The following is a 14,444-nucleotide window of genomic DNA, read 5'->3' on the forward strand; positions in this document are numbered from 1 at the left end:
CTAGCCATGATGACTGATACAACCGATGATCGAGTATCCCGCCGTCGATACGACCGTGAGTGCCAGGCCCGGAAAGAAGCCGAGGCGCTTCTGGAGCAGAAAAGCCGCGCGTTGTTCAAGGCGAACGATGAACTGTCCCAGAATGCGGCGCGGCTTGAACAGGCGGTGCAGGAACGCACGGCCGAACTGAGCCTTGCGCTGGAACGGGCCGAGGCCGCCTCGACCGCACGCAGTCGGTTCATCGCCACCATGAGCCACGAGATCCGAACGCCCCTGGGCGGGTTGCTCGGCATGATCGACCTGCTGTCGATGGACGAAGTGGACCCCGGCAAGCAGGAACTGCTGGATTACGCCAATACCGCCGGCACCGGCCTGAGCCGGATCGTCAACGATGTGCTCGACTTTTCGAAGATGGAGGCAGGCGTTTTCCTGTTCGAACAGGAAAATGTCGATATCCGCGCGCTGATCGAAAGCATCCGCATCCTGCTTGCGACCCATGAACATGGCACGAACCGCCGGATCCTGGCCCGGATCGACGACAGCGTGCCCAAGCTTTTCCTTGGCGATGCCACGCGGATGCGTCAGATCATCTCCAACCTCGTGAACAATGCGCTGCGCTATTCGACGGACGGGCCGATCATCGTCCGGGCCGGCGCCAAGGCTCACCCCGATGGTGTCCTGTTGCGAGTCGAAGTCGAGGATTTCGGCGTCGGCATCGCCGAAGAGAATATCGACAACCTGTTCAAGGACTTCACGCAGATCGCCAACCCGCTGACCGCCGCTGCGCAGGGCACGGGGCTGGGGCTGGCGATTTGCAAGCGCATCGTACTTGGCATGGGTGGGGTCATTTCTGTCGACAGCCGGTTGAACGACGGGTCGACCTTCTGGTTCGAGGTCCCGGTTCAGCCCGTGTCGAACCCGGATGCCCAAGGCTCCAATGGCAGCAAGGCCGCCCATGGCCTGCCGCCGGAAGGGATCGTCGGCCGCCGTGTATTGCTGGCCGAAGACAACCTTATCAACCAGAAGCTGCTGCTGACCTATCTGGACCGCATGGGGCTGCATGTCGATCTGGCCGAAAACGGCCGCATCGCGTTGGAAAAATTCGCGCCGGGGAAATACGATCTGGTGCTGATGGACGTAGCCATGCCGGAAATGGACGGGCTGGAAGCAACCCGTCGCATTCGGGACAAATGGTCCGACGCGCAGATTCCCCCGATGCTGGCCCTGACCGCCCATGTCATGGACGCGGTCGAGGAAGAGGCCAAGCTGGTCGGTATCGACCGCATCCTGTCCAAGCCGATTCCCTACGAGGATCTCAAACTGGCCATCGAAATCGAAATCGCCGCGGCATCCGGGAAAAACGCACCAACGTCAGCGCCTGTTGCATCCGTCCGGCCTGATGCGCCGGAGCCGACCCCCGAAACGGGCACCGAAGCTAGGACCTTTTTCGATCTCATGGCGCCGACAGCCGCGGAAAGCCTTCTGGACATTTTCGGGCACGACGGACTGATCGACTTTGCCGGGAAGTTCATCACCGATTCAAACAGCCGCATCGAACAGCTTCTGGCTGCCGAACGTTCCGGCGACGTCAAGACCGTGACCGATCAGGCCCATTCGCTGAAGGGGGCTGCACTGGCCCTTGGGTTCGCGGATCTGGCCGAATGGGCGCGTCGCATCGAACATGGTGAAACGCATCTGGACAAATGGACGGTCGCAGAGACCGCCGCCAACTTCCAGGCGCGTCTGGACTATCTGGACAAGGTGCTGAAGAACTGATCGCCGTCGTCAGATTGCCGCTTGACCACGCCCCGCGCCTTGCCCCCGCGATGGCCGTCAGAAGGTGAACCGGTAGGTCAGGGACACATTGCCGCCCGTCAGGCCCGGTCCGGGGCTGCTGCCTTCGTTCCAGGGCCAGCGATTGTTGCTGTAATTGCTGTAGCTCACCAGCCAGTCGTCGTTGATCCGGTAGCTGGCGGTATAGCTGTAGTCAGGCTCGTAGGTATCCTGACCACCGGGTGTGTAGAAATACGCGGCCATGTTGACCCGCAGCTTCTTTGTCACGGCATAGCCGCAGGACAGGTTGAGGCTTTGGTCGGTAGGGTCGGGCAGGCCGATACTGGCGACACAGGGTATCGTCTTGTCGTTCGGCAGCGGGATCGCCGGCAATTTGTAGCTGCCGCGGAAATCACCGCCGAACAGCCCGTCGACCGGGTTGCCGCCATCGGTGAACCGCGCCGAGTAATTGCTGTAGCCGAGGGTGATCTTGTCCGTCATGCGGTAGACGAAGGCATAGGTATAATCCGGGTCCCATGGATCCTGCTCTGACGGAACGAGGTAGCGGATCAGGGACAGGCGGACCGTGACTTTTTCGTGCAGCGCCGCGCTGCAGCCAAGGCTGACCCGCGCCTTGGCGTCCCGGCGTTCATGGGCGTTCCGGGTCAGGAACCCCAGCCCCGAGGTCGTCGAGACCGAGCAGTTCACCCTGTACTTGTCCACGAGGCGCTCCTGGCGGACTGCCTCGGGTTGGACGGGTTCGACAGGATCGGGGGTCTTGGCAGGCGCGACCGGCGCCGGCTTTCTTGCCGCGCGTTTCGGCTGCGCGACCGCGACGACCTCCGGCTTCATCGGTTCCGTCGGCTGGGAACAATCCGTGGGAACAAAGGGCTCTGCTTCGGAGCACACGGGCCCCACGTCGGCGTCCGCCAGAGCGGCCTCCACCGAAGCGACAAGGGTGGCGCCGGCGGCGACCTGATCGGCGGTCTCGTCCGGCGCGGGGGAGGCCTCGGCCTCGCTTTCCTCTGCGACCAACTCCGGCGCGGGCTGAGTTTCCGGCGCGACGGGGGCGGGCTCATCCACCACCGGCTCTGCTTCGACAAGAGCGGATGGCGGTGCGGTTCCCGCAAGGATCCATTCCGAAAGGTAGCGGGCCACGTTGTCCAGATCCATGTCCTGCGGCGCATCGGGGCGTTCGCCCAGGCCCACGGGAACCTCGAAATCCGTCCCGTCCGTTTTGCTGACCAGGCATGAAACAGCAGCTTCACATACAAGATCGGCCCGGACCTGCGAGCGTTCCGAATCGTCCATGATCTTGGCGGACCCGTCAGGGTAGATTACGTAGACCCATTGCCCCAATGTGCCACGCTGGTAGAGCGAGGAATGCAGCGCACTCGGCAGGTCAAGGATGACCTCCTGCGCGTCGGGTGTCGCGAGTTCGGTCGTATTTACAAAGTCTTCGCCAAGCGCTTCGGCTGGGGTCTCCGGCGCAGCGACTTGCGCGGTGGCCCCGGATGCGAAACAGCCCGCAACCATGGCGAGACAGACCGCGCGACGCGCGACAGGAGAGGGCGGTGTGACGAGGCGCTTACGCATGATGCTACGATAATCCGGCAAGAAAACTTCCTAAACCCCCGCCTCGTAACAAAACCGTGGCGATTGGATGATCCGCCTGAAAGCCGATCATTTATGTGTCCAGTCATAAGGTCGATCATGCGCCGATGTGAATAGTCTGAGCTGTTCAGAAGGCTTTCTTGGACGATTCTGAGGCAAGAAAGCCATGATGCTCAGCAGAAAAGCGCGGAATGCGTTCATCAAGGGCGCTGGCCTTCGGACGGGATGCCTGCCCGAAGGGCCGCCCGGCCTTGCCCCGGCAGGCCGGTGGTCAATCCTGAGGCAGATCGACGAGGAACCCGAAATCACAGCCCTGTTCGGCCTGCAGGACTTCGCGGTCGTAAAGCAGATCATACCCCCGTTTGCGGGTTTGGGCGCGGGCGGGCAGGGCGGCGCGACGGGCGGCCAGCTCCGTGTCCGTGACCAGCAGGTCTAGGCTGCGGTTGCGCACGCTCATCCGGATACGGTCGCCACTGCGCACCAGCCCGATGGTCCCGCCCGAGGCCGCATCCGGCGAGACATGCAGCACGATGGTGCCATAGGCCGTGCCGCTCATCCTGGCGTCCGAGATACGGATCATGTCCGTCACCCCGGCGCGGGCCAGCTTTTTCGGGATCGGCAGATAGCCGGCTTCGGGCATCGCCGCCGCGCTGGTCGGGCCGGCGTTCTGCAACAGCAGGATATCTTCGGCCGCGACATCCAGATCCGGATCGTCGATCCGCGCCGCGAGGTCCTCGAGCGAGGTAAAGACCACAACGCGCGCCTCGGCCTCGAACAATGCAGGATCGGCCGCCGAGCGTTTCAGGATCGCGCCGTTCGGTGCCAGGTTGCCGTATAGCGCAACAAGACCGCCGGTGTCGCGGATCGGGCTGGCGGCGGCGGCGATCACCTTGCGGTCGACCCAATCCTCAGCGGCCTCGATGCGGTCCCCGATGGTTTCGCCGGTGATCGTGGGCGCGTCCAGATGCAGGACATCGCGCAATTCACGCATCACGGCGGGGATGCCACCGGCATAATGCAGGTCCTCCATGTAGAAGGCCCCGGTCGGTTTCAGATCCACCAGCACCGGCGTCCGGTCCGAAATCCGGTTGAGCCTGTGCAGGTCAAGGTTCAGCCCCACGCGCCCGGCTATGGCCGCCAGGTGCAGCACGGCGTTGGTCGAACCGCCAAGCGCCAGCAGCACGGTCACCGCATTGTCCAGCGCCTCCTGGGTCAGGATGCTGCGCGGGGTCCGCCCGGACCCGATCAGCCGGACGGCCAGACGCCCGGTTTCCTCGGCCATGCGCAGACGGTCGGCGCTGACGGCCGGGATCGCCGCGCCATAGGCGGGCATCATCCCCATGGCTTCGGTCAGGCTGGCCATGGTCGATGCCGTGCCCATCACCGCGCAGGTGCCAGAGGTGGCGGCCAGCTTGCCCTCGATCTGGTCGATTTCCTGCTCGTCGATTCCCCCCGCGCGGAACTGCTGCCAGAAGCGGCGGCAATCCGTGCAGGCGCCCAGCCGGTGGTCCTTGTGCCGCCCGGTCGACATCGGCCCGGCCACCAGTTGCACTGCCGGCAGGTTGGCCGACATGGCCCCCATCAGCTGGGCCGGCACCGTCTTGTCACACCCCCCCAGCAGCACGACGGAATCCATCGGCTGGGCGCGCACCATTTCCTCGACATCCATCGACATGAGGTTGCGGAACTTCAGCGAGGTGGGAGAGACGAAGACCTCGCCCAGGGAAATCGTCGGAAAGTCGAGGGGCAGCGCCCCCGCCGCCAGAACGCCGCGCTTCACGGCCTCGATCATCTCGGGGAAATGTCGGTGGCAATTGTTGAAGCCCGAGGCGGATTGCGCGATGCCGACGATGGGCCGGTCGAGCATTTCGCGCGAGTAGCCCATCGAGCTGGCAAAAGAGCGCCGCAGATACTTTGAAAAGGCCGCATCGCCGTAATTCGTCAGCCCGCGTGCGATTCCCTTTGCCTTTTCCTCGGTCATTTGGCCGTCCTCCCTTTTGATCGCGAAACGTCGGGTCCTCAACGCTGTCTGCGCAGGAATATCCGACGTACGCCGCCCCGCAAATGCGTCTAGCGGCAGACCGAGGAAATTTCTCGCGCGGCCTTGCTGACCTTCAGCTGCAGGGTCTGCAGGCTGACCGGGTCGTAATCCGAGGCCGGGATCGAAACGCCAACCGATCCGATCACCGCCCCTGCCTTTTCGCGGATCACGCAGGCAATGGCGATTTCGTCCTGCCGGAATTCACGATCCTCGACCGCGAAGCCGTGGCGTCGGATCTGGCGCAGGCTTTCCACCAGTTCACCAAGCGAGACGATGGTGCGTTCGGTAAAGGCCGGCAGGCCGTGGTCGGCCACCACGCGGGCGATCTCGGGTTCGGGTAGCCAGGCCAGGATCGCCTTGCCAAGCGCCGAGGCATGGGCGGCCGAGGCATGGGCCGACCGTTCGGGACGTCCGGCGCCCTGACGCGAGACCTCGCACAGGGTGGTCAGGTCAGTGTCCTCGAAGGCGGCAAGGCGGATCACGGCGCCGGTATCCTCGGCCAGTTTTTCAAGAAACGGCCGCGCGGCACGGACCAGATCGAACCGCGCGCCCCGCATCGAAGCAATTTCCGTCAGCCGTGGCCCAAGGAAATATGCCCGCGGCTTGTCCAGCTTGGCGACATAGCCGCGCCGCAGCAGGGTGTTCAGCAAGTGATGGCAGGTCGAGACCTTCAGCCCGGTCATCCGCGCGATGTCCTGCAGGCGCAGTTCCTGCTTGGCTTCGGCGAGAGCCTCCAGAAGGTTGATCGCCCGGTCGACCGCCTGCACGGTCGTGTGGTCGCCGGACTTGTCGCTGCCCACGTCCCGGCCCGGCGTGGCGGGCACCTGCTGGGCATCCTCCATCGACACCCGCGTGCGATCCGGAGTGATATCTGCGGGCTCCAGCCTTTGGGCTACCGGCAGTTCCATGTCGTCGTCCATACATCTGTCCCTAGGTGCCGCGGCTGCCGGTTCCATCATGATTGTTCGCGGGGTCCAAGGCAAACCCATAGCTGCGCGCGATGATCAGGGCCGCCAGGGTGACCGCGACCCCGAGCAAGGTCACGCCGGTCCAGCCGAAGAAATGCCATGCCTGACTGCCCGCGAAGGTCCCGAGCGCGGCGCCCCCGAAGCGGATCACCATGTAGATCGTGTTCATCCGGTTGCCCGCGGCCGGGTCCAGCTGCAACACCTGCGACATCGAGGTCACATGCGACACCTGCATCCCGAGATCCAGCAGGACCACTGCCGGGATGATCCAGGCCATGCCGCCGCCCGTCGCGCCCATCAGAACGAAAGACAGCAGCATCAGCGCCCCGCTGACGGTCAGGATCATGTCCGCGCTCAGCTTTTCGGAAAGTCGTCCGGCAACCGGGGCGGCCAGCACGCCGACCGCTCCGATCAGCGCCAGCAGGCCGACAGTCAGCGTTGCCTGGCCTTCCATGCTGCGTTCGGCGTGAAAGACGATGGTCGTCCAGAACATCGCGAAGGCGCCGAATTGCAACGCCGCCACGCTGGCCAGCACGCGCAGGCGGCGATGGCGCAGGAACAGGCTGCCGAGGCTGCGGATCAGGCTGCCATAGCTGCCCTGAAACGTGGGGGCCATGACCGGCAGGCTGCGCCGCAGCAGTACCAGCAGGATCAGCATCAGCCCGGCGGCGACCAGATACAGCACCCGCCAGCCGATGATCCCGCCGATCACGCCCCCGACGAAGCGCGACAGGATGATGCCCAGCAACAGCCCACCCATGACGGTGCCCACGGCCCGCCCGGCCTGACCCTTGGGGGCCAGTCGCGCCGCGATCGGGGGCAGGAACTGCGGCACGACCGAGGAAAAGCCGACAAGGAAACCGACCGCCATCAGCGGATGCAGCGACCCCATCGTCCCGAAGGCCACCAGCATCGCGCTGGAGGCCACCAGCAGGATCGAGATGATCCGCCGCCGCTCCACCATGTCGCCAAGCGGCAGCAGGAACAGCAACCCGAGCGCATAGCCCACCTGCGTGAGCGTCGCGATCAGCGCCGCCGCCCGTTCGCTGGCGTTGAAATCCGCCGCGATCTCGGCCAGCAGCGGCTGGTTGTAGTAATTGTTCGCCACCACCACGCCGGCGGTGACGGCCATCAGCCAGATCAGCCGGCGCGGGGCCCGTTCATTCATCTCCACGTGATCACCAGGCGATATCGGGATAGCCGGCGTCGGCCATAAGACGCGGGCCCCGGCTGCGGATCTCGGACAGGGCGCGGGCTTCGGCGGCGCTGTCGATCAGCTTGCCGTGGCGCTTGCGGATCTCGCCGTCGATCAGCACCGTGTCGACATTGCCCGGATGGGCGAACATCGCCACCGCGTTTTCCGGGTTCAGCGCCGGCGACAGGTTCCAGTCATCGCGCCGCAGCAGCACGATATCGGCCTTCTTGCCCGGCGTCAGCGACCCAATCCGGTGCTCCATCCCCAACACGGCGGCATTGTTGATCGTCGCCCATTTCAACGCCTCGCCGGTGGTGATGTACTCTTTCTGATAGACGCCGCCGCCGGTGCCTATGGTCTTGAGGTTTTCTGCCTCAAAGGCCGCCGCTGCCGGGTTGGTGCCCTCTTCCAGCTCTCGCTGGGTCTGGACGTTGCGATAGAAGCGGTCCGCCTGCAACGACAGCCGCAGGGTCGAGAACATGTCGCCGCCCACCCCGACCTCGGTATCATTGGCGACCGATGGCCGACCGCCCTGCGCCGCGACCCGCCCGATCAGCGGCGGCACGCCGTGGCCGCGCAGTTCTACCGGCGGGGTCGCGGTGATGGTGCAGCCGGCCTCGACCAGCGCCCTGATTTCCTCGTCCGGGATATAATTGGCGTGAACTGCATTGTGCCCTGCGGGCAGCAACCCTTCCTTCAGCAGGTCGAGGTAGCCGCCGGGATTGAGCCGGTTGCGCCGCCCCCAGACATGCGCCGAAGAGATCAGCCCCATTTCCTTCGCCAGCGCGAAATCCTGACGACAGACATCCAGAGTGGCGTAGTCCGGCCCCAGAACGCACATGGCCAGCGTCACCAGCGCGTCGTCAGAGGCCAGCCGCCCCTTGCGCAGCCGTTCGATATGGGCGCGGGGATGCGGGATTTCGGAAAAATGCGGCTCGCCCGGCTTGGGCTTGGGCTTAACCGTGCCATGACCGAACAGGGCGCGCACGCCGCTGGCCTGCAAGCCGTCGATGGCCGCGTCGGAATGCTCGGGCGTCGGGTTGTTGTGGCACCAGTCGAAAACCGTGGTCGTACCGCTGTCGATCGAGGCAAGGCCACCGGCCATTTCGGAATAGAGAATATCCTCGGGGGTGAAGCGCGGCGCGGCCCCGGCATGCAGGTAGTTGAAGTAATCCGACCCGGCGAAATTCGATCCGATGCCTCGGATGACCGTCTGCCACAGGTGGTTGTGTGCATTCACGAGGCCCGGCATGGCGATCATGCGGCTGCCGTCGATCACTTCTGCGTCCTCGACCGCCAGATCGGGGCCGACCGCGACGATCCGGTCGCCTTTCACCAGAATATCCCCGCAGGAAAGGTTTCCGATTTCAGGATCGACCGAGACGATCGCCGCCCCTCGAATCACATAATCCGCCATTTTGTCACCTTTTTCATATCGCGAAATATATTCCGGTCCGCTGGAATTCCTCCCGATTATTCCTCGACCAATTTCAGCGCACAAGGGGCTTTTGTCGTAATTTTTTCATGATGTGCGTTGACACACCCTATTTCTTCCAGAGATGCTGAAAAACAGATCAACAATATTTTCACAATGGGAAATAAACGGTGCTAGCTTTCGCCCTGAAACGTCTTGGCCTGACCTTACTTGTTCTGGTCAGCGTCTCGATCATCACCTTCTCGCTGGTGCGGCTGGCCGGGGATCCGGCCATCGCGCTGGCCGGACCCGAAGCCTCGACCCAGGAAATCGAGGCGATCCGTCTCGCCTATGGCTTCGACAAGCCGCTGCCGGCGCAATATGCCAGCTGGCTGGGGGACGTGATGCGGGGCGACCTGGGCTTTTCCAACATCCTGCAACGCCCGGTGCTGGACGTGGTGATGGAACGGCTGCCGGTCACCGCCAAGCTTGCCTGTCTGTCGCTGCTGTTCGCGGTGATCGTGGCAATTCCGCTTGGCGTGCTGGCCGCGGTCAAGCGCAACACCATGCTGGATCGCGCCGCCCTGTCCATCGCCGTGGTCGGACAGGCACTGCCGAACTTCTTCTTCGCGCTGGTGCTGATCCTGATCCTCGGGGTAAAGCTGCGCTGGCTGCCGATCTCGGGCGACAAGACCTTTCTGCATTATGTCATGCCCTCGATCGCGCTTGGCTATTTCGCCGCCCCGGCGATCATGCGCCTGACCCGCGCCGGGATGATCGAGGTGCTGGACAGCGACTATGTCCGCACCGCGCGCGCCATGGGGCTGCCGCGCTTTCGCGTCGTGATGAAACATGCGTTGCGCAATGCGTTGATCCCGGTGGTCTCGCTGACGGCCGTGCAGCTTGGTTTCATGCTGTCGGGCTCGATCATCATCGAATCCGTGTTTTCGATGAACGGGATCGGGCGGCTTGGCTGGCAGTCGATCCAACGGACCGACCTCGAAGTAATGCAGGCGCTCGTCCTGATCATCGCCGTCATCTACCTCGCCCTGAATTACCTCGCCGACCTGGTGAACGGGCTTCTCGACCCGCGGCTGCGCGTCCAGTGACCCCGTTGCCGCCCGCCAGACCGGAGCCCAACAAGAAATGACCCATCAAGACATGACAGATACCTCTGCAACCATGACGCCCCCCGAGGACGCCTCCCCCCGGCGATCATCCGACAGCTGGCGGCGTGCCAGCCGCCACACCGGGTTGTTGATCGGCGCGGGGCTGGTCCTTGGCATCCTGCTGATGGCCTTGCTGGCCCCGGTGCTGGCGCCGCATGACCCCTATTTGCAGGACCTCGACAATCGGCTGGTTTCGCCCATCTGGTCGGGCGAGGGCACCTGGGTCCATCCCCTTGGCACCGATGCGCTTGGCCGCGATTACCTGTCGCGCCTGCTGTACGGGGCACGGATTTCCCTGCTGATCGGCTTTGGCGCGACGGCGATTGCCGGTGTGATCGGCACCACCATGGGCGTTCTGGCGGGCTATTTCGGCGGCAAGGTGGATTTCGTCGTGACCTTCATCGTCAACGTCCGCCTGGCCCTGCCGGCGATGCTGGTGGCGCTTGTGGTCGTCGCGCTTGTCGGGGGGTCCTTGAACGTGGTGATCTGGACCCTGGGCCTGCTGGTCTGGGACCGCTTTGCCGTGGTCATGCGCGCCGCGACCCAGCAGATCCGCACGCTGGATTACCTGTCCGCCGCCCGCGCCGCCGGGGCCTCGGTCGGGCGCATCCTGCTGACCGAGGTAATGCCCAACGTGCTTGGGGCGCTGATCGTCGTGGCCACGCTGGAAATCGCCCAGGCGATCCTGTTCGAAGCCGCGCTCAGCTTCCTCGGCCTCGGGGTGCAGCCGCCGACGCCGTCCTGGGGCCTGATGATTTCCGAAGGCAAAAGCCACATGTTCTTCCGGCCCTGGGTCATCGCCCTGCCGGGGGCGGCGCTGTTCATCCTTGTTCTTGCCATCAACCTGCTCGGCGACGGCATCCGTGACGTCACCGCACCGGAGGGCCGCACATGAGCCTGCTCAACGTCGAAGACCTATGTATCGACATCGCCCATCCGCGCGGCACCCTGCATGCGGTGCGCGGCGTCAGCTTTCATGTCGAAAAGGGCGAGACCCTGTGCATCGTGGGGGAATCCGGGTGCGGCAAGTCCCTGACATCCCACGCGCTTCTGGGCCTTTCGCCCAAGGTGGCCAAGGTCGAGGCCGCCGAGCTCAGCTTTGACGGCACCGACCTGCGGCGCCTGAAGGAACGCCAGTGGCGCGGGCTGCGGGGGCTGAGGATGTCGATGATCTTCCAGGATCCGATGACCTCGCTCAATCCCAGCTTCACCATCGGCGCACTGCTGCAAGAGGTCTATCTGCGCCACCACAAGGCCAGCCGCGCCGAGGCCCGCGCCCATGCCGAGGAGATGCTGAGAAAGGTCGGCATCGCCAATGCGGGCGAACGGCTGAACCAGTATCCGCACCAGCTTTCGGGTGGGTTGCGGCAAAGGGTGATGATCGCCATGGGGCTGATTTGTGGCCCCGACCTGCTGATCGCGGATGAGCCGACGACCGCGCTTGACGTGAACATCCAGCTTCAGATCCTGCGTCTGTTGCAGGAGTTGAAGCAGGACATGGGACTGGGCATCCTCTTCGTGACCCATGACCTTGGGCTGGTGGCGCGTTTTGCCGACCGGGTTGCGGTCATGTACGCCGGGCGGGTCGTAGAAACAGCCCCCGTTCAGCAACTGTTCGAACGCCCCTGCCATCCCTATACCCGCGCGCTGATCAACTGCATCCCGGTGCCGGGGCGCACCTTGCCGGGCGCCCGTCTGGGCGCGATCCCCGGCGTCGTGCCATCGCTGGTCGGGCCGCAGTCGGGTTGCGCCTTCCGCGACCGCTGCACCCATGCCACGCCCCTGTGCTCAACCCGGCTGCAACGCCGCCGGGACAGCGCCGAGCACGTCTACGAATGCCATTTCACCCCGGAGGAAACCGCAGCATGACGGACGAAGTGCTTCTGACTGCCCGTGACATCCGCCGCGATTTCCGGGTCTCTGCCGGGTTCGGCCGCCGCATGCGCACGGTTTCGGCCGTGTGCGGCGTCAGCCTGGACGTGAAACGCGGTGGAGTCCTTGGAATCGTTGGGGAATCGGGCTGCGGCAAGTCCACCCTGGCCAAGATCATCCTGGGCCTCGATGCGCCGACCGGCGGCGAGGTCCTGTTCCAGGGCCGCTCGCTTACCGAGATGGATCGCAAGGAACGCGCGCGCCATATCCAGCCGATCTTTCAGGATCCCTACCTGTCGCTGAACCCGCGCAAGCGGATCGACACGATCATCGGGCTGCCGTTGCGGGTGGCCGGGATGCGCGAAGGCGAAATCCGCCAGCGGGTTCGCGACATGATGGACCTGACCGGCCTGCCGACCCGGCTTGCAGGCGCCTATCCCAGCCAGATGTCGGGCGGCCAGCGCCAGCGTGTCGCCATTGCCCGCGCCCTGATCTCGCGCCCCGAACTGGTGGTCTGCGACGAACCGACTTCGGCGCTGGATGTCTCGATCCAGGCGCAGATCCTGAACCTGCTGCAGGACCTGCGGCGCGAGCTGGGCCTGACCTATGTGCTGATTTCGCACAACCTTGCCGTGGTCGAACATATCGCCACCGAAGTCATGGTGATGAACCATGGCGAGGTGATCGAACACCGCGCGACAGAGGATCTCTTTGCTGCGCCAGCCTCTGCCTACACGCAGATGCTGCTCGATTCCATTCTCACGCCCGAACCGGACAAGGGGCTTCCCGACATTTCCTTCACCGAAGCCTGACACGACAGAACCCAGGAGAAACCACATGACATTCTTCCACAAGGTCGCGCTTGCCGGCGCGACGGCGCTACCGCTTTGCCTGACCTCACCCGCCTATGCGGGGCCGGACGACAACTCGCTGATCTGGTCCACGGACCGCGAAATCAGCCTGCCCTTCGTCTGGTGGGACACCGTGACCGAAATGGGCGCGATGATGTACCACATCTACGACACGCTGGTTTACCGGAACCCCGAGACGATGGCCTACGAACCCCTGCTGGCCAGCAGCTGGGAATGGATCGACGACACCACGCTGGAATTCAAGCTGCGCGAGGGCGTCACCTTTCACGACGGCTCGGACTTTAACGCCGACGACGTGGTGAAAAGCTATTCCATGCTGCTGGACCCCGAGACGGGCGTACGCAACGAGTCCTTCGTCAGCTGGATGAACGAGGTGGTGAAGGTCGACGATTACACCGTCCGCATGAACCTCGCCGCGCCCTTCCCGGCAGCGCTGGAGTTCCTGGCCGGGACCCGCATGGCCATTCCCTCGGCCGAAGTCTGGGATGACCTTCCGGTCAAGCCCGACGGGACCACCGATTTCGCGCAGATGCCCTCGATCGGGACCGGACCCTACAAGATGGAAAGCTTCACCCCCGGCGAAGGCATGACCCTGACCCGCAACGCCGACTATTTCGACGGCCCCAAGGGGCTGCCCGAAATCGAGACCATCGAATTTCGCACCATTCCCGATCAGGAAACCCGCGTGGCCGAGCTGATGGTGGGCGGTCTTGACTGGATCACCGACCTGCCATCCGACATGATCGAACAGTTGGGCGCGATGCCCGGTGTCGACGTGATGAGCGGGCCGGATATGCGCATCGCCTATCTGGTGCTTGACCGCACCGGACGCTCCGAAGGGACGCCGGTTGCCGATGTGAAAGTGCGCAAGGCCATCGCCCATGCCATCGACCGCGAAGCCATCGCCAAGCAGATCGTCGGCCCCGCCGCCGAAGTCGTGAATGCTGCCTGCTACCCCACGCAGGTCGGCTGCACCGACGACATCCCGCATTACGACTACGACCCTGAACTGGCGAAACAACTGCTGGCCGAAGCGGGCTACGGCGACGGGATCTCGGTCGAGATGGGCGCCTACCGCGAACGGCCCCACGCCGAAGCGGTCATGGGCTACCTCGCGGAAGCCGGCATCGATACCAAGCTGACCTACCTGCAGTGGTCCGGCCTGCGTGAACGGCTGACCAAGGGCGATATCGACATGGCGATCCGCACATGGGCCTCCTCGGGGCTGAACGACATCTCGGCCATCGCCTCGGTCCAGCTGTCCGGCGCGCCGGACGACATTTGCCAGTCGCCGGAAATCCAGGCCGCCCTGGCCAAGGGTGACACCACCGTCGACCCCGAGGCCCGCGCCGCGGCCTACAAGGACGCCCTGACCATGGTCGCGGACGAGGTCTGCTGGATCCCGCTGTTCTCCTATTCGAAATCCTACGGCGTGAACGAAGCACTGGACTTCTTCCCCACGGCCGACGGCTTCCCGCTGTTCTTCCTGGCCAGCTGGAAAGACTGACCTCCCCGCTGCCGCCGCA

At 64.3% G+C, this 14,444-nt stretch carries 10 protein-coding genes and 1 pseudogene; 6 read left to right on the forward strand and 5 right to left on the reverse strand.

Annotation, left to right across the window (positions count from 1 at the left end):
* Window positions 1–6 precede the first annotated feature (6 nt).
* A complete protein-coding gene (locus PSAL_RS17645) occupies window positions 7–1,776 on the forward strand; it encodes an ATP-binding protein (RefSeq protein ID WP_119840393.1) in 1,770 nt (589 codons plus the stop codon).
* 57 nt (window positions 1,777–1,833) lie between these two features.
* Here the strand turns inward: PSAL_RS17645 and PSAL_RS17650 are convergent, their stop codons facing one another.
* The 5 genes from PSAL_RS17650 to PSAL_RS17670 all read right to left on the reverse strand — a co-directional run bounded on the left by PSAL_RS17650 (window position 1,834) and on the right by PSAL_RS17670 (window position 9,008).
* Window positions 1,834–3,369 carry a porin family protein gene (locus tag PSAL_RS17650; RefSeq protein ID WP_196222864.1) on the reverse strand — a complete coding sequence of 512 codons (1,536 nt, stop codon included), beginning with the start codon at window positions 3,367–3,369 and terminating at the stop codon, window positions 1,834–1,836.
* A 289-nt stretch (window positions 3,370–3,658) separates the two neighbouring features.
* A complete protein-coding gene (locus PSAL_RS17655; protein ID WP_119840391.1) occupies window positions 3,659–5,368 on the reverse strand; it encodes a dihydroxy-acid dehydratase in 1,710 nt (569 codons plus the stop codon).
* Between the two features lie 89 nt (window positions 5,369–5,457).
* Window positions 5,458–6,348 carry an IclR family transcriptional regulator gene (locus tag PSAL_RS17660; protein WP_119840390.1) on the reverse strand — a complete coding sequence of 297 codons (891 nt, stop codon included), beginning with the start codon at window positions 6,346–6,348 and terminating at the stop codon, window positions 5,458–5,460.
* A 10-nt stretch (window positions 6,349–6,358) separates the two neighbouring features.
* Window positions 6,359–7,564, reverse strand: coding sequence for an MFS transporter (locus PSAL_RS17665; RefSeq protein WP_196222863.1), 1,206 nt, complete (start codon window positions 7,562–7,564; stop codon window positions 6,359–6,361).
* Window positions 7,565–7,574: 10 nt separating this feature from the next.
* Entirely contained in the window at window positions 7,575–9,008 is a 1,434-nt protein-coding gene (locus tag PSAL_RS17670) for an amidohydrolase family protein (RefSeq protein WP_119840389.1), read from the reverse strand.
* 188 nt (window positions 9,009–9,196) lie between these two features.
* Between PSAL_RS17670 and PSAL_RS17675 the strand changes: the two genes are divergently transcribed.
* The 5 genes and pseudogenes from PSAL_RS17675 to PSAL_RS17695 all read left to right on the forward strand — a co-directional run bounded on the left by PSAL_RS17675 (window position 9,197) and on the right by PSAL_RS17695 (window position 14,425).
* On the forward strand, window positions 9,197–10,114 hold the full coding sequence (locus tag PSAL_RS17675; RefSeq protein ID WP_119840388.1) for an ABC transporter permease: 918 nt from the start codon (window positions 9,197–9,199) through the stop codon (window positions 10,112–10,114).
* A gap of 73 nt (window positions 10,115–10,187) precedes the next feature.
* A complete protein-coding gene (locus PSAL_RS17680; RefSeq protein ID WP_231388713.1) occupies window positions 10,188–11,069 on the forward strand; it encodes an ABC transporter permease in 882 nt (293 codons plus the stop codon).
* Window positions 11,066–12,043, forward strand: a complete 978-nt coding sequence (locus PSAL_RS17685) for an ABC transporter ATP-binding protein (RefSeq protein WP_119840387.1) — start codon at window positions 11,066–11,068, stop codon at window positions 12,041–12,043. Before PSAL_RS17680 ends, PSAL_RS17685 begins: the two co-directional genes overlap by 4 nt.
* A pseudogene (locus tag PSAL_RS17690) lies at window positions 12,040–12,840 on the forward strand (ATP-binding cassette domain-containing protein); the annotation flags it as partial. The gene PSAL_RS17685 and the pseudogene PSAL_RS17690, both read left to right, overlap by 4 nt.
* 43 nt (window positions 12,841–12,883) lie before the next feature.
* On the forward strand, window positions 12,884–14,425 hold the full coding sequence (locus tag PSAL_RS17695) for an ABC transporter substrate-binding protein (RefSeq protein ID WP_119840385.1): 1,542 nt from the start codon (window positions 12,884–12,886) through the stop codon (window positions 14,423–14,425).
* Window positions 14,426–14,444 lie beyond the last annotated feature (19 nt).

Source organism: Pseudooceanicola algae, assembly GCF_003590145.2.
GTDB lineage: Bacteria > Pseudomonadota > Alphaproteobacteria > Rhodobacterales > Rhodobacteraceae > Pseudooceanicola > Pseudooceanicola algae.